This is a genomic window from Aeribacillus sp. FSL k6-2211, from assembly GCF_037966125.1.
GTDB classification, from domain to species: Bacteria; Bacillota; Bacilli; order Bacillales; family Aeribacillaceae; genus Aeribacillus; species Aeribacillus composti.
Genome location: NZ_CP150190.1, coordinates 1751640 through 1776889, shown reverse-complemented (window position 1 = coordinate 1776889; position 25250 = coordinate 1751640). Strand labels below are relative to the sequence as shown.

23 protein-coding genes are annotated in these 25250 nt (G+C 39.4%); 6 read left to right on the top strand and 17 right to left on the bottom strand.

Features of this window, described 5'->3' with window-relative positions:
• The 8 genes from NSU19_RS08635 to NSU19_RS08600 all read right to left on the bottom strand — a co-directional run bounded on the left by NSU19_RS08635 (position 1) and on the right by NSU19_RS08600 (position 6584).
• Positions 1-828, bottom strand: a complete 828-nt coding sequence (locus tag NSU19_RS08635; protein WP_339199787.1) for an SGNH/GDSL hydrolase family protein — start codon at positions 826-828, stop codon at positions 1-3.
• Between the two features lie 131 nt (positions 829-959).
• Positions 960-1532, bottom strand: coding sequence for an SCO family protein (locus tag NSU19_RS08630; protein WP_094245660.1), 573 nt, complete (start codon positions 1530-1532; stop codon positions 960-962).
• A gap of 107 nt (positions 1533-1639) precedes the next feature.
• The gene (locus NSU19_RS08625; RefSeq protein WP_063389679.1) at positions 1640-2488 is read right to left on the bottom strand and encodes a DegV family protein; all 849 of its coding nucleotides are present in this window, start codon (positions 2486-2488) and stop codon (positions 1640-1642) included.
• Positions 2489-2701: 213 nt separating this feature from the next.
• Positions 2702-2953, bottom strand: a complete 252-nt coding sequence (locus tag NSU19_RS08620; protein ID WP_063389678.1) for a DUF2535 family protein — start codon at positions 2951-2953, stop codon at positions 2702-2704.
• A gap of 87 nt (positions 2954-3040) precedes the next feature.
• Positions 3041-4309: a threonine ammonia-lyase IlvA gene (ilvA, locus tag NSU19_RS08615; protein WP_063389677.1), complete on the bottom strand. Its 1269-nt coding sequence runs from the start codon at positions 4307-4309 to the stop codon at positions 3041-3043.
• 269 nt (positions 4310-4578) lie between these two features.
• Positions 4579-5070: a dihydrofolate reductase gene (locus tag NSU19_RS08610; protein WP_094245658.1), complete on the bottom strand. Its 492-nt coding sequence runs from the start codon at positions 5068-5070 to the stop codon at positions 4579-4581.
• The gene (locus NSU19_RS08605; protein WP_063389675.1) at positions 5067-5861 is read right to left on the bottom strand and encodes a thymidylate synthase; all 795 of its coding nucleotides are present in this window, start codon (positions 5859-5861) and stop codon (positions 5067-5069) included. The genes NSU19_RS08610 and NSU19_RS08605 overlap by 4 nt, the downstream gene beginning before the upstream one ends.
• Positions 5862-6068: 207 nt before the next feature.
• Positions 6069-6584 carry a phosphatidylglycerophosphatase A gene (locus NSU19_RS08600; protein ID WP_063389674.1) on the bottom strand — a complete coding sequence of 172 codons (516 nt, stop codon included), beginning with the start codon at positions 6582-6584 and terminating at the stop codon, positions 6069-6071.
• Between the two features lie 433 nt (positions 6585-7017).
• Between NSU19_RS08600 and NSU19_RS08595 the strand changes: the two genes are divergently transcribed.
• A complete protein-coding gene (locus NSU19_RS08595) occupies positions 7018-8250 on the top strand; it encodes an IS110 family transposase (protein WP_339199785.1) in 1233 nt (410 codons plus the stop codon).
• Positions 8251-8403: 153 nt separating this feature from the next.
• Here the strand turns inward: NSU19_RS08595 and NSU19_RS08590 are convergent, their stop codons facing one another.
• The 4 genes from NSU19_RS08590 to NSU19_RS08575 all read right to left on the bottom strand — a co-directional run bounded on the left by NSU19_RS08590 (position 8404) and on the right by NSU19_RS08575 (position 11548).
• On the bottom strand, positions 8404-8985 hold the full coding sequence (locus tag NSU19_RS08590; protein WP_066250261.1) for a YpjP family protein: 582 nt from the start codon (positions 8983-8985) through the stop codon (positions 8404-8406).
• Between the two features lie 373 nt (positions 8986-9358).
• Positions 9359-9793 (bottom strand): BrxA/BrxB family bacilliredoxin, encoded by a 435-nt coding sequence (locus NSU19_RS08585; RefSeq protein WP_063389672.1) that lies wholly within the window; start codon positions 9791-9793, stop codon positions 9359-9361.
• A gap of 59 nt (positions 9794-9852) precedes the next feature.
• Positions 9853-10977, bottom strand: coding sequence for a conserved virulence factor C family protein (locus NSU19_RS08580; RefSeq protein ID WP_066250259.1), 1125 nt, complete (start codon positions 10975-10977; stop codon positions 9853-9855).
• A 97-nt stretch (positions 10978-11074) separates the two neighbouring features.
• Positions 11075-11548: a glutathione peroxidase gene (locus NSU19_RS08575; RefSeq protein WP_063389670.1), complete on the bottom strand. Its 474-nt coding sequence runs from the start codon at positions 11546-11548 to the stop codon at positions 11075-11077.
• A 181-nt stretch (positions 11549-11729) separates the two neighbouring features.
• On the opposite strand from NSU19_RS08575, the gene metA reads away from it, so the two are divergent.
• The 3 genes from metA (at position 11730) to cspD (ending at position 14420) form a co-directional block, all read left to right on the top strand.
• Positions 11730-12638 carry a homoserine O-succinyltransferase gene (metA, locus tag NSU19_RS08570; protein WP_063389669.1) on the top strand — a complete coding sequence of 303 codons (909 nt, stop codon included), beginning with the start codon at positions 11730-11732 and terminating at the stop codon, positions 12636-12638.
• Positions 12639-12698: 60 nt separating this feature from the next.
• A complete protein-coding gene (locus NSU19_RS08565; RefSeq protein WP_063389668.1) occupies positions 12699-13838 on the top strand; it encodes a diglucosyl diacylglycerol synthase in 1140 nt (379 codons plus the stop codon).
• A gap of 378 nt (positions 13839-14216) precedes the next feature.
• Positions 14217-14420: a cold-shock protein CspD gene (cspD, locus tag NSU19_RS08560; RefSeq protein WP_063389667.1), complete on the top strand. Its 204-nt coding sequence runs from the start codon at positions 14217-14219 to the stop codon at positions 14418-14420.
• A 70-nt stretch (positions 14421-14490) separates the two neighbouring features.
• On the opposite strand, the gene NSU19_RS08555 is transcribed toward cspD, so the two are convergent.
• Positions 14491-14709, bottom strand: coding sequence for a zinc-finger domain-containing protein (locus tag NSU19_RS08555; protein ID WP_157728045.1), 219 nt, complete (start codon positions 14707-14709; stop codon positions 14491-14493).
• A gap of 353 nt (positions 14710-15062) precedes the next feature.
• On the opposite strand from NSU19_RS08555, the gene NSU19_RS08550 reads away from it, so the two are divergent.
• Together NSU19_RS08550 and NSU19_RS08545 are read left to right on the top strand one after the other, a co-directional pair.
• Positions 15063-15482, top strand: coding sequence for a reverse transcriptase-like protein (locus tag NSU19_RS08550; RefSeq protein ID WP_063389665.1), 420 nt, complete (start codon positions 15063-15065; stop codon positions 15480-15482).
• A complete protein-coding gene (locus NSU19_RS08545; RefSeq protein ID WP_161939842.1) occupies positions 15460-15627 on the top strand; it encodes a hypothetical protein in 168 nt (55 codons plus the stop codon). The genes NSU19_RS08550 and NSU19_RS08545 overlap by 23 nt, the downstream gene beginning before the upstream one ends.
• Positions 15628-15999: 372 nt before the next feature.
• Here NSU19_RS08545 and NSU19_RS08540 read toward each other — a convergent pair whose 3' ends face one another.
• The 4 genes from NSU19_RS08540 to NSU19_RS08525 all read right to left on the bottom strand — a co-directional run bounded on the left by NSU19_RS08540 (position 16000) and on the right by NSU19_RS08525 (position 25067).
• Entirely contained in the window at positions 16000-16266 is a 267-nt protein-coding gene (locus NSU19_RS08540; RefSeq protein WP_130158285.1) for a DUF2533 family protein, read from the bottom strand.
• Positions 16267-16330: 64 nt separating this feature from the next.
• Positions 16331-19936: a dynamin family protein gene (locus tag NSU19_RS08535; RefSeq protein ID WP_339199782.1), complete on the bottom strand. Its 3606-nt coding sequence runs from the start codon at positions 19934-19936 to the stop codon at positions 16331-16333.
• A 445-nt stretch (positions 19937-20381) separates the two neighbouring features.
• Positions 20382-23825, bottom strand: a complete 3444-nt coding sequence (gene pyc / locus NSU19_RS08530) for a pyruvate carboxylase (protein WP_063389662.1) — start codon at positions 23823-23825, stop codon at positions 20382-20384.
• A 69-nt stretch (positions 23826-23894) separates the two neighbouring features.
• A complete protein-coding gene (locus NSU19_RS08525; protein WP_339199780.1) occupies positions 23895-25067 on the bottom strand; it encodes an FtsW/RodA/SpoVE family cell cycle protein in 1173 nt (390 codons plus the stop codon).
• Positions 25068-25250 lie beyond the last annotated feature (183 nt).

Here is a 25250-nt window from a genome sequence, read left to right as displayed (position 1 = left end):
TCAATCCTTTTTTGTTCCATTTTCCAATGTTTCCATAACCCTTGCCGCAATCAATACATATCCGTTCTCGTTCGGATGGAATTCATCTGTATATAAGAGGTTTTTGTCCTCTCCTTCTTGAAAAATATCCTGAATTGAAACGAATACCGCACGTCCATCTCCGAGCAAAATTTGTTTCGTCCGCTCGTTCCATTCCGAAATAATCATATCAATTTCCGGAAATTCTGCCAATTTCCACGCAAACGGATTATAAAGCCCAATAAACGCAATGACTGCCTGTTCATTTGTCGACCGGATCTTGTTCATAATGTCTCTTAAACGTTGTTCATAAAGAAGGCGTTCTTCTTGAAAAAGTTCAACTGTTAATTCAAAAATATTTTCCCGCACGACTTTCATTAAATCATTTGCACCAATCGTCATGAAAATGAGATCGGCATCTTCCAATTCCTTTTTTACTTGATCTTCATCAAGCTTTTTTAACAAATTTTCCGTTGAATGCCCCATCGCTGCAAAATTGACTGTTGAAACAGATGAAATGTCTTCCTTTTTTTCTAATTCATCTGAAACGAGACCAACATAGCCTTCTTTTGTTCGGTCGCCCACTCCTTTTGTCAGGGAGTCGCCAAGTGCAACAATTTTGATATCTCCTTGCAATTGAAAAGAGCTGGACCTACTTTCATTCCCCGCGACAGCGATTTCAGTTTCAATCGGTTTGCTCTCTTCCTCTTCCGCCTTCGCTTGATTTGAAGGAGAAGCAGTGGATTTTTGGACACATCCGGTTAATAAGAAAAAAGTCATAATAAGAAGAGAAAATTTTTTCGACAGCATTCCTATCACCTTGTGACGATCTCTTTCTTTTTATTATATCATACGAAAAAAAGTTTAAAATTGACCCAAAGGCATCATGTACAGAGGGTCCTTTCCCCCTGCTGTCAGACGCTTTAGGCCAACTTTAAACTTTATTGAACAGCTTTTATATCGTTGATGATTTCGTCATACGGCGTATTTTCAACACCGTTGTAGCTTTTTAAAACAACTCCGTTTTGATCCACTAAATAAAAGCTCGTTCCATGAATGACCTGATCATCGCTTTCCGGTTTTTGAACGATCGTTTTAAAACTGTTTTTTGCAAAGTTTTCAATTGTCTCTTGGCTGTATCCGGTTAAAAAATGCCAGTTGTCAAGAGAATCGGAAAATTGATTTGCAAATTGTTTCAGTTTCTCTGGTGTATCTACTTCCGGATCAACGCTGAATGATACAAACTCGACTTCAACACCTTCTTTTTCCGCTTTTTCCTGCAATTGAGCCATATGGGCTGTCATCGGCGGACAAACGGTTTCACAGCTTGTAAAAACAAAATCAGCTACCCAAACCTTCCCTTTTAAATCTGCTAAAGCAAAGGGCTGTCCGTTTTGATCCGTAAATTCAAAATTTTCCACTTTATAATTCAACGGATCTTTTATTTTATTTCCGCTGCAAGCCGTTAAAAAGATCAATAACAGAAAACAGGAAATGAACATTTTCTTCTTCATCGATCATTCACCTTTCACCTATTCTCATCGAAAGTGTATCAAATTTTCATTCAAGTGAAAACAAATTCCAAAATGATTCATAAAAGATTCAAAAAACTAGCTTTTACTTATGGCTTCACATAGTAAGAAACTCCTAAAGCTCCTTTGCCGGTATGAATGGAAATGATTGGTGTCGTTGTGCAAATATCAATTTTATCGGCGGTTGTGATCTTCAACAATTCCTCTTTTAAGCGCAGCGCCAAATCTAATGCATTGGCATGCGCCACCCCAATCCTCAGCAAATCGCGATCTTTTATATCTTGAATCAATTGCTTCATAAAAAATTTAACAACTTGCGAATGGCTTCTAACTTTTGTGATTGGCGTAAAGATCCCATCTTGTAAAGAAGCGATCGGTTTAATATTCAATAACGATCCTAATAGAGCCTTTCCCTTTCCAATCCGTCCCCCTTTTTCCAAATGCTCGAGAGTGTCTACTGATACATAAAGAAAAGTGTTTTTTCGTACTTGTTCTATATGAGAGATTATTTTGTCTAACATTGCTCCCTTTTTTGCCATTTTTGCCGCTTCAATCACTTGAAAACCTAAAGCGCTAGATATATAGTTGGAATCTATGACCGTAACTTCTCCCTCGGTCAGGCTTGCCCCCTGCTGTGCGGCGCGCACTGTTCCGCTCAGTTTACCAGACATATGAATGGATAGCACTTGAAAACCTTCTGCATGAAGGCGATCATACACTTCCTTAAAATGGATCGGAGAAGGCTGAGAACTTTTCGGTATTTCTGCTGATTCCATCATTTTTTCAATAAATTCCGCTGGTTCAAAATCAATGCCGTCCGTATAAGATACACCATTCAATGTATAGGTTAACGGAACAACTTCAATATTGTATTCCTCCAAAATATTTTTATCTAAATCTGCTGTTGAATCGGTAACGATCCTTACCTTTTGTGTCAATATATTCACTTCCTATCAAACAATAATATTTCAACCTTATCACGTTTCTGATCAAAAGAAAAGAAACAGTCTCTAATCTTTACCCGTCCTAACATATTTTGAAACTTAAAAATTCAAAAACGGTTAATTTCGCAGATCTCTCCTTCTTCTCCAAAACGCTTAAAAAAATAAAAAGCCCTTGCCGATAATCAAATATCTGCAAGGGATATTTCTTTAAGCGTTATGTTTTAATCGGTTGTCTTGAAAAATTGATTCATAATCTTTCCACTTTAAAGCATGCTTCAAATAGCTTCGAAAATTATAAAGGCTTTTTGGCTTTGATTCTTTGCAAATGTTCGCTATAAAAAGCTGCAAATGAATATTTAACATGAAACGGTAAGAGTTATCCTCCTCCAATACTGGGATTTCAACAATCTTCACCTTCTGTCCATTTTCAAGTTTGAACTCTAGGCTTTTAAATAGCAAAGTATCAATCCTCTTTTTACCCGTTTCTTCTATTATACAACAAAATAGGAGCGAATTTTGCAAAAATTTGTCATATACAAAAATATTTTAAATTAACAAATTGAATAAGTTGCTGTCCTTGTTAACCTCTGTAAAAGGAAAACCTTTCTTTTTCATTCTTTCGACTAATCCGCGGTAATCTTCCCGATGCTTGACTTCGATGCCGACAAGCGCAGGACCGCTGTCTTTATTATTTTTCTTCGTATATTCAAAGCGAGTGATATCATCCGTCGGACCTAATACCTCATCTAAAAATTCACGTAAAGCACCCGCACGCTGCGGAAAATTAACGATAAAATAATGCTGCAAGCCTTCATAAATTAAGGATCTCTCCTTAATTTCCTGCATGCGCTCAATATCGTTATTGCCTCCGCTAAGAATGCAAACGACATTTTTTCCTTTTATTTGATCTTTGTAAAAATCAAGCGCTGCGATTGGAAGCGCACCTGCTGGTTCTGCTACAATTGCATTTTCATTATATAAGTTCAAGATCGTTGTACAAATTTTTCCTTCCGGCACAAGTAAAAGATCGTCCAAAATTGTCCGGCAAATGGAAAATGTCTGATTTCCTACCCGCTGGACCGCCGCTCCATCCACAAATTTTTCAATTTCATCCAGTTCGACTACTTCGCCTTTTTCGAGTGATTTCGCCATAGCTGGTGCTCCGGAAGGTTCCGTGCCGATTAATTTTGTTTCCGGCGATACGCTTTGAAAGTATGTGCCGATGCCAGACATTAACCCTCCGCCGCCGATAGCAGCAAACAAAAAATCAATTGGCTCATCGCTGTCATTTAAAATTTCAACAGCAATGGTGCCTTGGCCCGCAATGACATCTTTATCGTCAAACGGATGGATGAACGTACGGTTTTCTTTTTCGGCGCATTCAAGCGCTTTTTTATACGCATCATCAAATGTATCGCCTGTCAACACAATTTCAATGTACTCTCTTCCGTGCAATTCCACCTGAGATATTTTTTGTTTAGGAGTTGTGGAAGGCATAAAAATTTTTCCATGCACTTTTAACGCTCTGCACGAAAATGCGACTCCTTGCGCATGATTTCCAGCACTTGCACAGACAACTCCATTTTTCGTTTCCTCAGGAGTCAAATGTTTCATTTTGTTGTAAGCTCCTCTTATTTTAAAAGAGCGTACAACTTGCAAATCTTCCCTTTTCAAGTATACCCGGCAACCATATTTTTCAGATAATCTTTGGTTAAATTCCAATGGAGTATGTGTCACAACATCCTTTAATGATTGATGCGCTTTTAATATATCTTCTACTTGGACGAATGCTTCAACTTTTGTCAAATTCGTCATCGTACATCCCTGCCCTTAAACAATTTCTTAATTTTTAAATTATAACACGATTCAAATAAAAATAAAATTACATCTATTGTTTTTATTTAGAAATCGGCTTTTTTGACCGATTGAATCCAATTTTACATGTGAAATTATATGATTCTTATATGTATTACTTGCAAGATATGGCACAACTAAAAAAGACGCTTGAGCGCCTTTTTTAATGTCCTATAGAAGCCTGCGAAAGAAGCAATGCTTCCTTGACTTCAAATTGACTCAGACCGTTCTTATTTATTTCGCTCGTACACAAGGAAGCGGTGCGGATAAACATTTTTTTCATCAACTACTCCATCTTTTTGGGAAATAAGCTTCCATTCAGAAAAATCAATTTTTGGAAAATATGTGTCGCCTTCAAACTCCTCCTCAATTTCTGTTACATAGAGCCGATCGGCAAACGGAAGCAGCGCTTCAAAAATCTTCGCTCCGCCAATTACAAACATTTCTTCTTCCTTATTGTTTTGGGCAAATTGCAAAAATTCATTTATCGAATGAAAAACGAGACAGCCTTCGCAAGAAAACTTTTCATTCTTTGTTAACACAATCGTTTCTCTTCCGGGAAGGGGCCGTCCAATCGATTCAAAGGTTTTACGGCCCATGACGATCTTTTTGTTCATCGTTGTTTCTTTAAAATATTTTAAATCATTCGGAAGATGCCAAGGAAGCTTATTGTCCTTTCCGATCAGCCGGTTTTCATCCATCGCAAACAAAAAGGAAATCATACACTCACCTCACCTTTAATGTGAGGATGAGGATCATACCCTTCCAGCGTGAAATCTTCATAAGTAAAATCAAAAATGGATTTTACCTCTTTATTCAATTTCATTGTCGGAAGAGGCCGCGGCTCCCTCGTCAGCTGCAATTTTACTTGCTCAATATGGTTGTTATAAATATGAACATCGCCGAATGTATGGATAAACTCCCCGGGCTCCAAGTCGCAAACTTGAGCAATCATCATCGTTAAAAGCGCATAGGAAGCAATATTGAACGGCACACCTAAAAAAAGGTCTGCGGATCGTTGATAAAGCTGACACGAAAGCTTTCCTTCCGCAACATAAAATTGGAAAAACGCATGGCACGGCGGGAGGGCCATTTTATCTAAATCAGCGACGTTCCAAGCACTTACAATCAATCGCCGTGAATGTGGATTCGTTTTAATTTGTTCAATTACATTTGAGATTTGGTCGATGGTATTTCCGTCTGCACCTGTCCACGAACGCCATTGGTAGCCGTAAATGGGGCCCAAGTCGCCGTTCTCATCTGCCCATTCGTTCCAAATTCGGACGCCGTGTTCTTGTAAATATTTTACGTTTGTATCACCTTTTAAAAACCATAACAGCTCATAAATGACCGATTTTAGATGAATTTTTTTCGTCGTAACAAGAGGAAACCCTTTAGCCAAATCAAAACGCATTTGATATCCAAATGTGCTGATGGTTCCTGTCCCCGTCCGATCCTGTTTTTTAACCCCGTGCTCAAGCACATGTCTGCATAAATTTAAGTATTGTTCCATTGATGACACATCCTTTAGTTGAAATGTTACTTTAATTTACAATCGGCTCGTTCTCCCATTGCTATTAAACCGTTTGTCAAACGAAAAAATTTTTTCAAAATCCGGATCGAAAAAGCCGTCTCATGCAGCTTATTTTTGCAATCTCCATCTTTAAAAATGGAAAAATTGGCGAATCGCCAATTATTTCCCGCTGCACACTTTCTGAAATTATTTTATCTCTTCCAGCTTATCATTTACATCTTCGTTATTATGAGCAATGCGGCTAGCTGCACTTGCAGCAATGGCTGCCACGATATCGTCTAAAAATGTATTGACTTTCCCGTCATGGCTATTGTTCAGCTCTTTGATGATTCCAAATTTTTCTTTGTCTAAATAGCCATAATTCGTAAATCCAATTGACCCATAAACATTTACAATCGATAACGATAAAATTTCATCAATTCCATATAGCGGTTCATCTGATTCGATAATTTGCTGAAGCGGTTCAGGAAGCAATTTTTGTTCCGCAAGCTTGTCTAAAGCAATTCCTGTCAAGACAGCATGAATGATTTCTCGTTTTCTTAAAATCTTTTCAACATGGTATGTGCATTCTTCAAGAGACAGATCGGGAATGTATTTTTTTTGCAGCTCCAACACGATTTGTCCAATGTCTTTTAATGTTACTCCCCGATCTTCCAACAATTCAATCGCTTTTTTTTGGAGCTTTTCAAGTGAATACGCCATATTCAATCACTTCCTCGTATACTAAGTTTCAGAAAGTTTTTTTATCGAATTTCCAGTCCGATACGCTCCTTGACAATCGCATATCTTGGGTGGTTACCTTTGTGGGAGGGGCGCGCCCCTCCCACAAAGGGTTCAGCGTACCGGGGTTGGACTTTTCGCAATGTTCCTGGATAATGGTCTTAGGATCATCGGGGATACTCTTCTCACTCCTGTAGCTTTGACTACTTGTAAAGTCTGTCTCCTCGGCCCCTGTTTGGACGTCTAACCCGCAGGCTGTTCCCGTTGGTTTTCCCCATGCTGGAAGGAGCAGCTTCCAGGGCAGCCCATGGTCCAACGTGAGTTCTCATATGCGAGGGTGACTGGTCAACAGGCGCGATCCGGGGCATCCCGAAGAGTCCGACCCCTCGATCCTACAACAATAGGAGGTGATCTCATGAAACTCTACGTCGGGATCGACGTGAGCTCACGCGACTTAGCCACCTGCATTATGGATCATGAAGGAAATACGTGCGCACGCTTCAAAGTGGATAATCATCTTCTGGGCGCCACCTTCCTTCGGGATCAAATCCTCCTCCTGTGGGCTAACAAGCGAAAGCCAACCGAAATTCTGATCGGGATGGAAGCCACCTCGGTCTACAGTTGGCATCCAGCTATGTTTTTCCACCAGCAGGAGGCCTTGCAGGCTTGGAACGTCAAGGTGTTTACGATCAATCCAAAGCTCATTCGCAAGTTTAAAGAAGCCTATGTCGACTTGGAGAAAACGGATGACATCGATGCTTGGATCATTGCGGATCGGCTTCGCTTCGGCCGTCTGAAGATGACGGCTGTCCTCAAGGAGCAGTTTCTCGCGCTTCAGCGACTGACACGCATGCGATATCATCTCGTCCACCAGTTAACCCGTGAGAAACAGTATTTTCTCCAGCACTTGTTTTACAAATGCAGTTCCTTTACCCAAGAGGTGGACAGTTCGATCTTCGGACATGCCATTCTCGAACTGCTGCTTGAGTCGTGGAGCCTCGATGACATCTGCCAAATGGATGTCAAGCAGTTGGCCGACTTCCTGCGCCAAAAAGGGCGCAATCGCTTTGCCGATCCGGAATGCATCGCCAAGTCGATTCAAAAGGCGGCCCGTTCGTCGTATCGGTTGTCCAAGTGTGTCGAGGATTCCATCGACTTGCTGTTAGGGCTGTCGATTCAATCAATCCGCAGCCTGCAATCGCAGCTCAAAGAGCTCGATAAAGCCATTACCCGCCATCTTGAAGGCATTCCGAACACACTGCAAACCATCCCAGGCATCGGACCGGTTTATACCGCAGGCATCCTGGCCGAAATCGGGCAAATCGAGCGGTTTCACAACCAGGCCGCCTTGGCAAAATATGCCGGCTTGACATGGTCCAAGCACCAATCGGGCCGTTTTCAAGCCGAGGACACCTCCCTCATTCGTTCCGGCAATCGCTATCTCCGTTACTACCTAGTGGAGGCTGCCAACTCGGTGCAACGGCATGATGCGACGTTTCGTGCGTACTACCGGAAGAAGTATGAGGAAGTGCCCAAACACCAACATAAACGAGCCCTCGTCCTCACCGCTAGAAAACTCGTGCGTGTGATCGATGCGCTGCTACGCAACGGTCAAATCTACACGCCAAGAAAGGGGGAAGATCGATAAGAGGATCGATCTGGTATACCAATATCAACCTTTAGACCCAGTTTATTACATGTACCAATACTGGGTTTCTTCAGTATTGCCTTTTTTCGGATCATCGGACAAGGGAATTTCCAATTTCTATGATTTTTCACCTTGACATATTACCGCAGGACTTTACTGCATCCAATTTGGAGGTGTGTTTGTGTCCCAATAAATTTTCCCCAATGCATAATGGGTTTGAAAGTGGTCATGGTATGTATGGTAATGAAAATCAAACCAATAGCCCTGTTTTGGCGGATGATCGACGCGAACATGAAATCGTATCAAGTCTTTTCCGCTCGTACGATCATAAATGTGAAAAATTTTTTCTCCTTTTCCATTCGCAGGTTTTTGGGATATAGCCAAATCTGCAAATTTTTCCTTCTCCGTTGCCAAGAAGGTTTTGATCACTTCTTCCATTTGCGGCAAAACTAAGTTGCGAAACTCATCTTCTATCACACCGCTGATTTTTTTGCCGAATTTTTCAAATGATTGTTTTTCCGCTTCAAACAAAAATTGATCGACAATGTTTGGCTGTTCTATTGCTGACTGATCTTGTGAATCACGATGCAGTAATAGTTTTTTCTCTTCGGCCTCCGGTGCATAGTTTGCATCAGGAGCCTGTTTATTGACGGTTAAGGCGGACGGAGGCGCTACAAGCCCGAATGTTGCGAGTGTAAATAAAACGACAAGCGATTTTCGAATCCAATTTTTCAAGTTCCCAACATCCTTTCCGCCAAATGAACAAACGATACTATCATTCTATCATATTTTAATCAAAATAGATATTTGATAGAGTTTTTTGACTGAAAAGAAATGGGTTCAAAAAAACGAGAAAAAAGGGTAAAATAAAAATCAGAAGTTGGAGGCAGCAGATCGGAAGCCGACAATTTGGGAAACCGGCAGAAAATGACCGTTCAACTCATCCTGCAAAATTTTTTCTAGTTGATTGGAGGAAAGTACATATGTATGATGCAATGTTCATAATAGGTAGCTTTATTACACTTGCATATTTAATTGTAATGGAACTTACAGACTAAAAGCTCATGGAAGACCATGAGCTCTTTTACTTTTAAGAAGCTGAATATTATTAGCAATGCTTTTCAAATGCTTGAAGAAGATTTTCCATAACTCCTTCCAGCGTATTGCCTTCAATGTCATGTCTTGGGATAAAATGGACAACTTCTTTTCCTTTTAAAAGAGCCATTGACGGCGACGACGGTTCATAACCGATAAAATACTCCCTCATTTTTGCCGTCGCTTCCCGATCTTGACCCGCAAAAACTGTTACGAGATGGTCAGGAGTTTTTTCGCTTCTTACTAAAGCTTGTGTTGCCGCTGGTCTTGCAAGTCCCGCTGCGCAGCCGCAAACGGAATTCACAAAGACGAGCGTTGTCCCTTCCGCTGATTCCATAAATTGATCCACCTCTTCAGGTGTAACTAATTCGCGGAATCCGGCATTTGTCAACTCATCTCTCATCGGTTGAACGAGCTGACGCATATACTCTTCATAAGCCATTGACATTTTCAATCCCCCTAATTTTTACTATATTTAACATTATTCGTTTATGAAACAGAAATATGCTACTTTTGCCGGCTTTCGGTCATTTGCTTCCAAACGGATCCTTTTGCTTCTTCTCCTTTTTCGATCCTTTCTATTGCCATTTTTATTTGCATTTTCACTTCAAATTCTGGATCGTCTTCCGCTTCCTTCAGTTCCTTTAAAACAGATTCATCTCCTACTTCGTACAAAAACATGGCTGCTCGCCAACGAACAAGTTTACTTTTGTCCTTCAATGCTTTCGCCATTTCAGGAATAGCCGCTTTGTCCCCGATGTCAGATAGCGCATCACCTGCTGTTCTTCTAACAGTAACGCTTTTATCTTTTAACGCTTTATAGAGCAAAGGAAGGACAGCCGGATCTTCGAGCATTCCTAAATAGACCGTTGCAAGTCTTCGTATCGATGCTTTCTCATCATTCAACGCTTTTTCCAGCACATCTAAATCTTCAAGCGTTGGATCCATTTGCTCCAAATGGGCAAACCGCTTTTGCCAATCAGGATCATCAAGCATGTCAACCGTTACTTTGTAGCTGAATCGCTTAAACGTTTCCTTTTCATCCTTTTGATGAATGATTCTATTTTTTATGCGTTCCAGCCTGTCATCCGGATAGGCTGCTGATATTTCATCGACAACCTCCTGGCCGATTGCATCCAAATCTCCGTAGCGGACGCCATGCTCCTTCCATTCCCTTTCTAAAACAACGTTGTTCGCATGCTTTTGAACTTCCATGATCATGTTTCGGAAGCGTTCAGGCAGCCCGTAGCGGCGCTCCTCATGTCCGTCTGTCAGCTTTACTTGCATCGGCAGACCGTGAAACATTTGAATAAACACTTTTACTTCGCCATATCCTTCTTCAGGAGAATAGGCGTCCTGGCTGTTATCTTCAACCTGCTCGCCGAAAATGCTTCTTACTTCTGATAAAATATCCTGCCAATGATATTTGCTGTTTCGTTCAATGGCCATAAAATCTGCAACATGATAAACCCCTTTCACCCCTTCAATTGCTAAAATGGATTGGATTTCCTTTGGTGCTTCATGAGCATTTTCTTTTTTATAATTGTTCCTTTTACCTGCCGGAAGCTCTTGGTCGAGAATTACTTTCATCGTATTAGGGCTTGGGGTAGGTTCAATCGACTTAATGTTCACAAGATGTCACTCCCTACTTCCTCTTAGCTAGTTCCATTTTAACATGCCAGTCTGCAAAATTCTTTCCAAAAGCACTTGCAGTGAAATAATGGAGAATTTACAAAAGCTTTTCGATATAAGGAGCGATGTCTTTCGGATTTGTTTGCGGAACAAATCGCTCTACCGGATTGCCGTCGCGGTCGATCAAAAATTTTGTAAAATTCCATTTAATCATCTTTGTTCCAAACACGCCTGGAATTTGTTCGGTCAAGTACACAAATAAAGGATGGGCATTCGGGCCTCTCACATCAATTTTTGAAAAGACGGGAAATGTCACACCATAATTTTCACAAAATGTTTGGATTTCTTCGTCCGTTCCCGGCTCCTGATTGCCAAACTGATTACACGGAAACGCCAGTACGACAAATCCTTTTTCTTTGTATGTTTCATATAAATTTTGCAAATCTTTGTATTGCTCCGTAAAGCCGCAATAACTTGCAGTATTGACAATGAGCATGACATTTCCTTTATACTGTAATAGTGATATTGTTTGCCCATCTGCGGTTTTTACATCAAAGTCATAAACAGTCATCACGCCTCCCCCTCCATTTACGTTGATTTTACATTACAGTCATAATAATAACAAATCTAAAATTGAAATATCATTTTAAACTATCTATAATATTAGCAAAACTTAGTCTGATCATGTTCTGTTTCGCTCTGCACATGATTCATTTTTTTGTTTTTCGATTACATTCCGGAGGTGCACATACATGCCAATTAATATACCAGCAAATTTGCCGGCAAAAGAAATATTGGAGAAGGAAAACATTTTCGTGATGGATGAAAAAAGGGCTTACACTCAGGATATCCGCCCATTAAATATTGCCATTTTAAATTTAATGCCAGAAAAAGAAAAAACGGAGACCCAGCTTCTCAGACTTTTAGGAAATTCTCCGCTTCAAGTTAATATCACGTTTTTGCGTCCGAAAACCCATACGCCAAAAACAACGGCAAAGCAGCATTTAGAACAATTTTATACAACGTTTGATCAAGTCAAGCATCGAAAATTCGACGGGTTGATTGTAACAGGGGCTCCTGTTGAAAAAATGCCTTTTAATGCTGTTAATTATTGGGAAGAGTTGACAAACATTTTTGAATGGACGAAAGAAAATGTGACATCTACTTTGCATATTTGTTGGGGTGCTCAAGCAGGCCTATTCTATCATTACGGCATCGATAAATATATGCTGCCGAAAAAATGCTTCGGCGTTTTTGAACATAAAATATCAGATCCTTCCGTCAAGCTGTTAAGAGGTTTCGATGAAATCTATTACGTTCCTCATTCTCGCCATACGGACATCGATGTGGAAGAAGTGAAAAAACAAAAAGATTTAGAGATTTTGTCTTATTCGGATGAAGCGGGTGTATGTCTTATTTCTTCGAAAGACGGGAGATTTATTTTTTTAACCGGACATCCTGAATATGATGCAACAACATTAAGAGATGAATATGAACGAGATTTGGCGAGAGGACTTGACATCGAAATCCCAAAAAATTATTTCCCTAATGACGACCCGACGAAATCGCCTTACAATCGCTGGCGGTCACATGCGAATTTGCTGTTTGTCAACTGGCTTAACTATTATGTATATCAAGAAACTCCTTATATTTGGGAATAATAATAGCAACCTGGTCGGATTAAAATACGACGTTCTGAAATTGAGGTGATGAAATCGTTTATGAATAAGCAGAAAATTTTGATCTTGACAGCAAAGTACGGAAACGGGCATATTCAAGTGGCAAAGACGCTGGAAAAGCGATGTATGGAACGGGGTATGGACGTCATCGTTTGCGATCTATATCAAGAGTCTCATCCACTCATTACTGAATTCACAAAATACCTGTATTTAAAGAGCTTTTCGTTTGGAAAACAGTTTTACCGTTTGTTTTATTATGGTGTAGATAAAATGTACAATAAACGAGTCATGAATGTTTATTACACAATGGGCAGAAAAAAACTCGAACAAGTGATTGCTGCTGAAAAACCCGATATCATCATCAATACGTTTCCAATGATCGTCGTACCCGAATACCGGAGACGCACCGGTCACGTGATTCCGACCTTTAATGTCATGACAGATTTTTGTTTACATAAAATTTGGGTGCATCAAAACATAGATAAATATTATGTTGCATGTGAAGATGTAAAAGAAAAACTTCTCAGCTTAGGGATCGACGAAAAAGACGTAAAAGTTACCGGAATTCCTATACGCAGCCGATTTGAAGAAAATATTGAGATAGAACCGTTGTACCGTAAATATGGATTAAGTGAGAACAAACATATTTTGCTTATTATGGCAGGTGCTCACGGCGTCTTAAAAAATGTGAAAGAAATTTGCGAAGCGATGCGCTATTCAGAAAACGTCCAAACCGTTGTTGTATGCGGAAACAATCATGCGCTCAAAGACCGCTTAGCCCCTCTTGCTAAAGCAAGCAGAGATCAATTGAAAGTTTTGGGTTACGTCGAAAGAGTGGACGAGCTGTTTCGAATTGCTTCCTTGTTGATTACAAAACCCGGAGGAATTACGTTAACAGAAGCTTCTTCCCTTTCGGTTCCTCTCGTTTTATACAACCCGGTTCCTGGGCAGGAAAAAGAAAACGCGGAATTCTTTGCAAAACACGGCGCTGCGGTCATCGTCAACAATGTATCTGATATGATTGATGAGGTGAACAAATTATTGCATTCACCTGATAAATTAAAACGGATGCGTAAAAATATTTTTCAACTGTACCATCCAAACGCTGTGGACACCATTTTAGACGACATAAAGTTAGAAAGTGAACGAATGTCTAAATATATTCATGAACATATTTCATAAACGAGTGTCAATAAGACATTCGTTTTTTTATAAAATGATGTCGCTTTATCATATTAACTTCCTCGTATTACCTGGAAAATGCTTTTTTTTGCGAGAAAACAGCACCGATTTTCACGGTGAAAGCATCCTTGTCATGTAGCCGGCAATTAAGCTGATTTATTCCCAATCAATTTCCACCTTAGCGTTTTGACAAAAATTCGAATCATTGGAATAAACTTGACTTTCAATAATTGGTTAGTGTATAGTAGATATATCATTTAGCTGAATATAGGCAGCCTAAGGTTTTGAGACCTTGCTTGTTGCATTATATTCCTGTTAAATGATAAAAAATTTTTTAAGCACGGCTTTGTGCGGAAAGTATTAGGAGGAAATCGAAATATGCAACAAAATGGTAAAGTAAAATGGTTTAACAATGAAAAAGGTTATGGTTTTATTGAAGTTGAAGGCGGAGACGATGTTTTTGTCCACTTCACTGCAATTCAAGGCGAAGGTTTCAAAACCTTAGAAGAAGGTCAAGCGGTATCTTTTGAAATTGTCCAAGGAAATCGTGGACCACAAGCAGCGAACGTTGTAAAATTATAATCGATGATCATTTGATCTTCAAATATAAAAAGAGGCTTTTGCCTCTTTTTATTTTTTATTTTCGGAATTTTTATTTATTACTGAATTTTCGATCGCCGCGCTTGCGTGTCCCCCTCAAATTTTTCCCCAGCTCTTTAATTTGCTGTCCCACCGTACATTTATTAATACAAAATGAATGGGCATATGTTTTTCCGTATTCTTTTCGAAAATGAGCTTTTAAAAAACAATTTACGCAATATTCATCCATTAATTCAGTCACTTTTTCAAATATAGCCGCACGATCTTTCATCATTCCATCTCCACTGTTTTTTATTTATCATTATGCTGTTTCACAAAAAGAGATTGTACTTTCTCGAAAATGTATCTTTCGCATTCTCAATTGAAGAGACTAATTTTTTATACCATATTCTGTTCAACCTTGCAACCGATTCACTCAAAAGGGTTTTTACAGACATTGATCGAATTGTATGGTATAATCACATCGATTTTTTTGAAAAGAAAAAGGCAGTCAAATAGATGTTTTACTTAATAAGATCAAAAGCTCCTCACATCTATTTTAAGCTTTTTTCATCCTTATCATGATCTTGATGACATGTTATATTCTTCATTTTTAAAAAAATTCCTCTAAGGGAGTGAAATTGATTGGTAGAAGTCTACATAGATGGTGCGGCAAAAGGAAATCCCGGACTTTCCGGCGCCGGTATTTATATAAAAGGAACGAACATTCAAGAAAAATATTTTTTCCCCCTTGGCGTCATGGATAATCATGAAGCTGAATTTGCTGCATTAGTCAAAGGACTTATGATCTGCCTTGAAAAAGGATATAAGATCGTCTCTTTCAGAACCGATTCACAGGCAGTGGAGCAAGCAGTGCTTAAACGTTATGCAAAAAATCAACGCTATAACAGCCATCTTCAAGAAGCATTAAAGCTCATCGATCAATTGGATTTGTTTTTTATTAAATGGATTCCCGAAAAGCAAAACAAAACGGCTGATGAATTAGCCAAAAAAGCATTGCAGCTTCAAAAAGGGATTGATCATGAAGGAACAACAAGCGGCTGATTTTAAGTTTTTTCGTGTTGCTTATATTTGGAAACAGCATTTTTTATCGTTCGGAGGGCTTTATGTGTTAACTCATTTTATTGAAGAAGAACTAACAACGTTCTGGTCTTTCATTGGAACCCTTTATTGTATTAGCACGCAATAAACTAACAACATTCGTGAACATTTAGCGGGACCTTAATGTATTAGCGCGATAAACTAACAACGTTTGTGAACATTCACCGGGACCTTTAATGTATTAGAACACAATAAACTAACAACGTTTATGAACATTCACCGGGACCTTTAATGTATTAGAACACGATAAACTAACAACGTTTATGAGCGTTCCATCAAGGGCGTGGCCCCATGAGATCCGCTTTTTGATCAGAGGGATGAGCTTGGTTTTTGCGGCTTCTCCTCCCTCCCGGCATCCCGCAAAAAACATTTCCACAAACCATTTTGCACGTTCTGTTAGCATCCAGAAAATAAAGACTCTTCCATAAATTTTATGAGGAACTGGGTCATCCAGTTCCTTTCAGCTTTGCTTCCGACTTACATATTCTTTTACCATTTCTTCCGTTACGTATTTTCGTTGCGGAACGATTCCGGTTGCTCTGGCCAGCTCATTCATTTCTTTTGTAATTTCGTTAATCGTTTGCACGGAAAAATGAAGCCCCTTTTCGCAAAGCTTTACAGCTTCATCGATTGCCTGCTCCCGTTTTTCTTCGAGATGCAAAAACTTTTTCACGATCTCGTGCTGGCGGTTTGAATGCTTTGTTATCTCTTTATGTACTTCTGCCATCTTTTTTCCCCCTAATTTTTAAGTTCGAGCACTTTCATAGGAAGAGAGGAGCTTCTGCCCCTCTTTATGAAAGCGATGTTAATTCATTGAATTTTTCTTTCATCCATTGTACATCATTTGGTGCTGTCAACGTTTTTAATCTAGCTTGAATAAATTGTTCCCCTTCCTGAATCATTTTTTCCTTCAGCTGTTTGATTTCCTTTTTCAATAATGCTTCGTAATGGCGAGCCAGATGCTCTTCAAAAGCTCTCACCGACATGTCAATCGTATCTTTCAAATTCTGTTCTAGAATTTCAAACAGCTTTTGCTTTTCGTTCTGCTCGAAAAATGATTTCGTATTTCGGAACACTTTATGTGCTTTTGAAACATCAAATTGAATGTAAGGGAAAACGGAAACTTGGATCCGGATTTCTTCCCATTGAATCTCTTCTATATTTGAAAACGGAACTGCTACACATTGTTTAGCAACCATGTCGGAAAGGTTCTGATTGATTTTTTGCAATATTCCGTTTAAATAATTTTCAATACGAAGTGTTGTAGCGTTCATTTCCTGCTGGAGCTGAATATTCAGTCCTTCTATCATTTCGTTAAAACAATCCATTAAAATGGCTGCTTCTCCCTTTGTGCTGTTTGTAAATTTGCCAGGATGATACGCCTCTTTAAACAGCTCCGGAAGTTTATGAAGAAGCCGCTGTTTTACGTAATAGTTCAATTCTTCCGTTTCCTGCTGGAATGTTATAACGTATTCGTCAACTGATTGCGTACGAATTAATTCCTGCATGCGATTGAGCTGATCCTTCAATTCGCGAATTTTCTGATCGCGTTCGCTTTCATCAAGCTCCAAAAGCTTGATCATATCTGAAAGTTCTGAGACCGCCTGTTGAAATTCATGTTCAGCCGCTTGAATTAAAACGGTCATCAATTCATGATGGATAAAATGTTCAAACGACTTGAGAAAATGCGGAAACTCGTCTCGAACCTTCGAAATCTTTTTCTTTTCCAATGCCTGTAAGCTTGAAACTTGAAAAAGCTTCGGCTGTCGGATTGAATGGGACAATAGCATTTGCTCGACATAATTTCGAACATCTTCTGCATCTTGATCATGTTCCGCCAAATCAATTGCATTGATGATAAAAAACATTTTATCTAACGTAAAGGCGTCCTTTACAAGACCAAGCTGATCCAAAAACTGCTGATCTCCTTTTGAAAATGGATGGTTGTAGTAAGTTAAAAAGATAATGGCATCCGCATGTTTTATATATTGGAAAGCAAGTTCTGTATGCCGGCCGTGAAATGAACTCGCACCTGGAGTATCAACAAGAGTAATCCCTTTTCTAGTCAGATCACAATCATAATAAATCGTTACATCCTGAATCATACATGACCGTTCTTCTTTTGCAACAAATGACTCAAGCTCATCTGCCTTGATCCATTTCACTTTTTGATCTTCTTTTTCATAAAATGAGATTCCTTCTAAAAAGGTGTTCAGCCTTCGTTGAACCATTTCATCTTCCGTTCGTTTCATTGCTTGAAGCATCGCTTCGCGCAAACCGGAAAATCTCTCCGCCTTAAGAGAAAGCGGTGCTAGCAATTCATTAATTTCTTCTAAAATTTGCTGCTCATTTTTAAAGACTACTTCCACATCCCCGTGTTTTTTGCCATCTTTAACACCGGTTAATTTATTGATAACAGCGGTTGTTGGAGTTGGCGAGGAAGGGAAAATTTTTTCACCAATCAAGGCATTTAAAAAGCTCGATTTTCCTGCACTAAACGCGCCAAAAATTGCAATTTGAAAGGAGCGGTTCTCAATTTGAGAAAGTTTTTCTTTTAAGCGGTTGGCTGAATGCTCCAGCCCAGTCTCATTTAAAATTTCAATCCCTTTTTGCAGCTTATTTATCATTTGATCTTTCTTCGCCGCTTCATGTTTTCGTTCGGTTTCTTTTTTCTCTATTTTTTTATCTTTTCTTTGCTTTTCATTCGAAATAAGGAATTGAAGAGAATTCCATTCCATGATTTGTTTTTGCAGATGTTCGGCTTTCCATCGCTCGATATCGATATTGTCAACAGTTCCTTGACCATTTAATATGTCGGAAAGCTGTTTAAACTCATTCATAAATTGTTCTTTCTCATCAATCGCTTTAGACATTTGCATCAGTTTGACTGTAAGCTGTTCCCGCTCCTGTTTCATCCGTTCTCTTTCTGTTTGATTCATCTTGTGTAACGCTTTGATCATGTGATCGCGCAAGCTTTGAGCTTCTCGTTTGCACAATTGCTGTACAGCATTTGAAACATCTTTCCCATACTGGAGCACATATTGACCATTTAATTCAGCCCCTGGTTTGATCACGTCAAGCAGCATATTTTCATCAAATTCGATCGAAAAGCTTAGTATTTGCTGTAAAAGAGAAGGTTGGTCGATATGATGCTTTTCATAATATTTTTTCGCCATATTGATGATGTGCCACACAATTTGCGATTCCACATTTTTGGCCAGCTCTTCATAAAATTGAATAAGTGCATTTCGTTTTGCCTCTTCTGTTTTCTTTTTTGAGAAAAACAAACCAACTTTAAAATCTTTTTTCTGGGTTTCAATTAATTTTGCCGCTTTTTCCCTTGTATCATAAGGCATAAGATTGGCGTTTCTCAACAAACCATCAAGTTCTTGATCAAATGCTGCTTCAAACTGTTTAATGTCTTCATCTATCAGTTTGAGCTTCTGTTCTATTTCCGACAATTTTTGCTGGCTGTTTTGAAACAGCTGATCAAGTTGATTCCATTCATCCAATGAGAGATGAAGGCTCTCCGCTTTCTCTTTAGACAAATCCTCCTTCATTTGTTGAAGCAAAATTTTTGCCTGCTCCAATACATTTTTTCGCACTAAATGCTTTTTATTATCGACTAGCCCATTTAACCGCTCCTCTAACTGCTTAAATTCGTTTAAAGGATGCTCAGGCGATTTCGTTGTCGTATAATAAATATTTTCCTTTTCAATTCCGATAGCTGTCAGCGAGGCTTCAATGTTTGTTTTAAACGTTGAAAAAGGTATTTCATCTTCTTGATGCTTATCAATTTGGTTGATGATGACGATGATCGGTTTATTCATCCCCCTCAGCTTTGACAAGAAAGAAAAATTCAGCTCCGACTGAACGTGATGATAATCCGTCACATATACGATGTAATCCGCTAAATGGAGCGCCGATTCTGTTCTTTTGCGATGATCGTCATCCGTCGAATCAATTCCCGGCGAATCTGTTAAAATCAGATGTTCACGAATCGTAAAATAAGGCCGTTGAATAAATACTTTTTCAATTTCATTTTCTTGTTTGCACAGCTTGCTGATCAGCTCATTATCCAAATCGTCTTTCGATTCATACATTTTGCCATTAAACAGATGCACACGGGTCAAACGTTCGCCTTTCGCCAGCATGACGATATTGGAGCTGGTCGGAAGCGGACTCGAAGGCAAAATGGTTCCGTTTGCAAGCTTGTTTAACAGCGATGATTTTCCTGCCGAAAAATGGCCCATAAATGCAATTTGGATTTGATCCTGCATCTCTTTTTCAATTAATTCTTTCCATTTTTGTTTATAGGAAGCTTTGACTTCTTTAGGAAGCTTTTCAAATATTTGAATCAAGCTGCTGATTTGTTCTTGCTCAACTACATTTCCCATACCTCAGGCTCCTTTTCGTCAATTCCTCATGTTGATTTTACCATATTGCCCGTAAATGAAGGCAAAAAAATTATTTTCAGGAGCCTGGATCAAGAAAAAACCCGCTTCGCTTCCTCCCAAGCGACTGTTAAAAAGCTCAGTTTTCCCATAAAAAAGAGATTGACGGTTTTTTGCCAATCCCCGCTATGTAATATATGAAAAATTTATTTATGAATTTGAATCGACTCGCTTCAAAACATATCCGATTAAAATGCTATAAATCAAAACCGTACTACCGACAAAAAGCATTGTCATGTCGTCACAGCCTTTCTTGAGAATGATTTTCATCATTAATTAAAGAATAACATGAGTGAAAATCATTTTCAATAGTTTTTTCGAAACGAAGTTTTAAATTTTAAAATTTTACATAAAAAAAACCAGCCAAAAATGGCTGGCACAAAATTTATTATTTAGTGATTTCGATTAACAAATCACCTGTTTGAATAGCTTCTCCGCTCTTCACATAAATATCTTTAATAACACCTGCAAATGGAGCTTGAACAGTCGTTTCCATTTTCATTGATTCAGTGATCATTAAATGATCGCCCTTATTTACTTTTTCGCCTTTTTCTACCAAGACTTTAATTACTGTTCCAGGCATAGACGCTCCAATATGTTCAGGGTTTTGCGGATCTGCTTTGACTCTTTGCTGAACAGTTGATTTGATGCTCTCGTCTTTAATGACAACCTCACGCGGCTGGCCGTTTAATTCAAAGTACACGATCCGCGTTCCATCAGGCTGCGGTTGGCCAATGGAAACTAGCTTCACAATCAGCGTTTTTCCTTTTTCTATTTCCACTTCAATTTCTTCGCCTAAACGCATTCCGTAGAAGAATGTCGGTGTATCTAAAACAGAAATGTTTCCATATTGTTCATATGTTTTCAAATATTCCGTGAACACTTTTGGATACAGTGCATAAGCAATCGTCTCGTAAGGCGTCGGCTCACGATGGAGCAGCTGCTCCAGCTCTTCTTTTAATGCTTGGAAATTAACCGGCTCCAATAGCTCCCCAGGTCTAACTGTAATCGGCTCACGGCCTTTTAAAATCACGCGCTGGAGCTCTTTCGGAAAGCCTCCGTACGGCTGGCCGAGATATCCGGCAAAAAATTCAATGACTGAATCTGGGAAGTCAAGCGATTCTCCACGCTCATATACGTCTTCTTCCGTTAAATTGTTCTGAACCATAAAGAGCGCCATGTCACCAACAACTTTTGATGACGGAGTTACTTTGACAATATCGCCAAACATTTGGTTGACGCGGCTGTACATTTCTTTCACTTCCTCCCAGCGGTCACCCAAACCTACAGCCTTCGCCTGCTGCTGTAAATTGCTGTATTGTCCGCCAGGCATTTCATGTACATAAACTTCTGAATGAGGAGCTTTCATGCCGCTCTCAAAGTCTTGATAATATTTGCGCACTTCTTCCCAATATTGAGACAGCTTTTCCAATGATTGAATGTTAACATTCGGTCTTCTTTCCGAACCTTCAAGCGCATAATATAAAGAATTGGCACTTGGCTGAGAAGTTAAACCGGCCATTGAGCTCAACGCCGTATCTATAATATCGACCCCTGCTTCGATCGCTTTGGCATATGTGTAAATGCCGTTTCCGCTCGTATCATGTGTATGCAAATGAATTGGCAGATCGACCGTTTCTTTTAACACTGAAATAAGCTCATATGCCGCCTGTGGCTTCAACAATCCTGCCATATCTTTAATGCCTAAAATTTGTGCGCCTGATGCTTCCAATTCTTTTGCCATCTGTTTGTAATAATTCAAATCATATTTTCTTCTTGTTGGATCGAGAATATCCCCTGTATAACAGATGGCTGCTTCGGCAATTTTTCCGGTTTTTCGGACGGCATCGATGGCAAGGGTCATCCCTTTTACCCAGTTTAAGCTGTCAAAGATTCTGAACACATCAATGCCTGCTTCCGCTGATCTTTCGACAAATTCTTTAATTACATTATCTGGATAGTTTTTATATCCGACAGCATTCGATGCGCGCAAAAGCATTTGCAGAAGCAAGTTTGGCACATGCTTTCTGACAATTTGAAGTCTTTCCCACGGATCTTCTTTTAAAAAGCGATAGGCAACATCAAACGTTGCTCCTCCCCACATCTCAAGCGAAAACAGGTTTGGAAGCAATCTCGCAGTAGGTTCAGCAATCTTTTTAATATCATTTGTACGCACGCGAGTTGCCAACAATGATTGATGAGCATCTCGGAAAGTCGTATCCGTCAACAGCACTTGTTTTTGTTCTTTTACCCATTTAACAAGGCCGTCGACTCCTTCTTTCTCTAAAATTTGTTTCGTTCCTTCTGGAATAGGCTCCGATAATTTTACGTGCGGAATTGGTGGCTCATCAAATACTGGTTTTTTCTTTTTCCCGATGCCTGGAAAACCGTTCACCGTCACATTCCCAATATATGTGAGCATTTTTGTTCCCCGATCTCGTTGTTTCGGGAAAACGAACAGCTCAGGTGATGAATCAATAAAGGACGTATCATATTCTCCAGATAAAAATTTCTCATGTTTAATGACATTTTCCAAAAAAGGAATATTTGTTTTTATTCCGCGAACTCGAAATTCTCTTAAATTTCGAATCATTTTTCTGGCAGCTTGCTCAAACGATAGCGCCCATGTCGATACTTTTACAAGCAATGAATCATAATAAGGTGTAATAACAGCGCCTTGGAAGCTGTTTCCGGTATCCAATCGAACGCCAAAGCCGCCTCCGGAACGATACGCCATAATTTTTCCAGTGTCCGGCATGAAATTGTTCAGCGGATCTTCCGTCGTCACCCTTGCTTGAATAGCATATCCCCATGTTTTAATGTCTTCCTGTCTTGGAATTCCAACTTCCGGGCTGTGAATTGAGTGGCCTTCTGCCACAAGAATTTGTGTTTGAACGATATCTATCCCTGTAATCATTTCAGTAATCGTATGTTCTACTTGAACACGCGGATTTACTTCGATGAAATAAAAGTCATCTCCGGAAACTAAAAATTCCACCGTACCTGCATTGACATAGTTGACATTTTTCATTAACCGTACAGCCGCTTCGCAAATTTTATCCCTTAATTCCTGCTTTAAAGAAACGCTTGGAGCAACTTCCACGACTTTTTGATGACGACGTTGGACAGAACAGTCCCTCTCATAAAGATGAACAATGTTTCCATCGTGGTCACCAATGATTTGCACTTCAATATGCTTCGGATTTTCGATCAGCTTTTCTACATACACTTCGTCGCTGCCGAATGCAGCTTTTGCTTCCGATTTAGCTCGTTCATAAGAATCCTTTACTCCAGCCTTTGAACGGACTATGCGCATACCCCGGCCTCCGCCGCCAAGAGCAGCTTTAATGATAAACGGATACCCGTATTCTTCACCAAACTGAATCACTTCATCCAAGCTTTTGACTGGACCGTTGCTGCCTGGAATGACTGGAATTCCGGCCTTTTCCGCCTGATGTCTAGCTTTCACTTTATCGCCAAACATATCTAAGTGCTCTGTTCTAGGGCCGATAAAAATGATTCCGGCTTCTTCGCATTTTCTAGCAAATTCGATATTTTCAGATAAAAAACCGTATCCGGGATGAATAGCATCCACGTCATGAGCTTTTGCAATTTCAATGATACCGTCAATATCGAGATATGCTTCGATCGGTTTTTTTCCTTCGCCAACTAAATAAGCTTCATCTGCTTTATATCGATGATAAGAACCTGAATCTTCCCTGGAATAAATTGCAACGGTTCGGATATTCAATTCATTGCAAGCTCGAAATACCCGAATCGCGATTTCTCCACGGTTTGCTACTAAGATTTTTTCAATTTTTCTGTTCGTCATATAAATCCCCCTTGCAGTGTATATTAGATTTTCAAGAAAATAAAACTAGAGCAGCATATGGCGGAACGATTACATGCTTGCAATTTCTTTTTCTTTTTTATATTGCTCCCGGTAATTGACAAACATTGAAACATTCACTAACAATCCCATCGATATTAATAGTACTAATAACGATGAGCCTCCATAACTGACAAACGGCAATGTAACACCAGTGATCGGGATCAGCCCTGTCACTCCTCCCAAGTTGACGGCCGTTTGAATGGCGATCATACTTGAAACTCCTACGGCAATCAATGTACCAAACGGGTCGGTGCATTTTCTTGCAATATAGAGGCCTTTTAAAACGATAAACGCCAAAAGCGCAAGAACAAATAATACACCGAAAATACCTAGCTCTTCCGCTACAATGGCCATAATAAAATCAGTGTGCGCTTCCGGCAAATATCCGTATTTTTGCACGCTTTCCCCCAGCCCCAGTCCAGTAAGACCTCCGGATCCGATCGCAATATATGAATTGACGAGCTGATAACCTGCTCCGTCTTCATGTTCAAATGGATCCGTATACCCTGTAAAGCGGGAAAGACGTTCTTTACTAAAAATATCATCGGCCTTAAATAAAATGAGCGGACTTAGCAGCAATAAGAAAAATAAAGCAAGCAATACTAACTTTAACATGTTTTTGATGCCCATACCTGAACATAAAATAATAGACAAGGCAATCATTCCAATAATGAATGATGTCCCAATGTCAGGCTGAAGCATAACAAAAACGCAAATCAATACGGTAAAGATTACCGGAGGCAATGCACCCTTTCCAAAGTGCCATATGTACGATTGCTTTTTTTCGTATACAGCTGATAAATAAATAATGGCTGAAAGCTTGACAAATTCTCCCGGCTGAATGGCTCTTCCGGCAACTTTAAACCAGCTTTGCGAACCGCCGGCAACATGTCCAAAAATAAATAACAGTCCGAGAACAGCAATCGATCCAAAAAACAAAATTCTTATAAATTTTCCGTTCAGCAGAGCGCGGTACGGAAAAAACATCATAACTAGAAAAGCTATCGTTGCAAGCAGGAGCGAGGACAATTGCTTGCGAAAAAAATAATCGCTTTCCGTATAATACCTCGTGACTGCCATGATCATACTTGAACTGTACACCATGACCAAGCCGAAACCGCATAATAAGAAAACTGCTAAAATAAGCGAATAATCATATGATTTTAAAATTCGTTTCAACATGTTCATCTTCCTTACGACTTGCTGCTCTTCTTGTTGCAAAATAAATACACAGTCATTGTTTTCATAAGTGTAAAGAAAATTTATTTTCTATTATACTTTGAACAATTCATTTTCTCAATGGCAAAATAAAAATTGCGAAGGAACACCTAGTGGAAGGTCAATATGAGAAATGGAAAAGATAAA

What these genes read in the sequence shown, in the direction of transcription:
- ilvA (WP_063389677.1), bottom strand. Translation starts at nt 4,309, where the DNA reads ATGACGAATTTGACAAAAGTTGAAGCATTCGTCCAAGTAGAAGATATA.
- metA (WP_063389669.1), top strand. Translation starts at nt 11,730, where the DNA reads ATGCCAATTAATATACCAGCAAATTTGCCGGCAAAAGAAATATTGGAG.
- NSU19_RS08600 (WP_063389674.1), bottom strand. Translation starts at nt 6,584, where the DNA reads ATGGCGTATTCACTTGAAAAGCTCCAAAAAAAAGCGATTGAATTGTTG.
- NSU19_RS08540 (WP_130158285.1), bottom strand. Translation starts at nt 16,266, where the DNA reads ATGGCAGAAGTACATAAAGAGATAACAAAGCATTCAAACCGCCAGCAC.
- NSU19_RS08565 (WP_063389668.1), top strand. Translation starts at nt 12,699, where the DNA reads ATGAATAAGCAGAAAATTTTGATCTTGACAGCAAAGTACGGAAACGGG.
- pyc (WP_063389662.1), bottom strand. Translation starts at nt 23,825, where the DNA reads ATGACGAACAGAAAAATTGAAAAAATCTTAGTAGCAAACCGTGGAGAA.
- NSU19_RS08585 (WP_063389672.1), bottom strand. Translation starts at nt 9,793, where the DNA reads ATGTCAATGGCTTATGAAGAGTATATGCGTCAGCTCGTTCAACCGATG.
- NSU19_RS08525 (WP_339199780.1), bottom strand. Translation starts at nt 25,067, where the DNA reads ATGTTGAAACGAATTTTAAAATCATATGATTATTCGCTTATTTTAGCA.
- NSU19_RS08635 (WP_339199787.1), bottom strand. Translation starts at nt 828, where the DNA reads ATGCTGTCGAAAAAATTTTCTCTTCTTATTATGACTTTTTTCTTATTA.
- NSU19_RS08610 (WP_094245658.1), bottom strand. Translation starts at nt 5,070, where the DNA reads ATGATTTCCTTTTTGTTTGCGATGGATGAAAACCGGCTGATCGGAAAG.
- NSU19_RS08605 (WP_063389675.1), bottom strand. Translation starts at nt 5,861, where the DNA reads ATGGAACAATACTTAAATTTATGCAGACATGTGCTTGAGCACGGGGTT.
- NSU19_RS08630 (WP_094245660.1), bottom strand. Translation starts at nt 1,532, where the DNA reads ATGAAGAAGAAAATGTTCATTTCCTGTTTTCTGTTATTGATCTTTTTA.
- NSU19_RS08575 (WP_063389670.1), bottom strand. Translation starts at nt 11,548, where the DNA reads ATGACTGTTTATGACTTTGATGTAAAAACCGCAGATGGGCAAACAATA.
- NSU19_RS08555 (WP_157728045.1), bottom strand. Translation starts at nt 14,709, where the DNA reads ATGAAAGATCGTGCGGCTATATTTGAAAAAGTGACTGAATTAATGGAT.
- NSU19_RS08535 (WP_339199782.1), bottom strand. Translation starts at nt 19,936, where the DNA reads ATGGGAAATGTAGTTGAGCAAGAACAAATCAGCAGCTTGATTCAAATA.
- NSU19_RS08545 (WP_161939842.1), top strand. Translation starts at nt 15,460, where the DNA reads ATGAAGGAACAACAAGCGGCTGATTTTAAGTTTTTTCGTGTTGCTTAT.
- NSU19_RS08595 (WP_339199785.1), top strand. Translation starts at nt 7,018, where the DNA reads ATGAAACTCTACGTCGGGATCGACGTGAGCTCACGCGACTTAGCCACC.
- cspD (WP_063389667.1), top strand. Translation starts at nt 14,217, where the DNA reads ATGCAACAAAATGGTAAAGTAAAATGGTTTAACAATGAAAAAGGTTAT.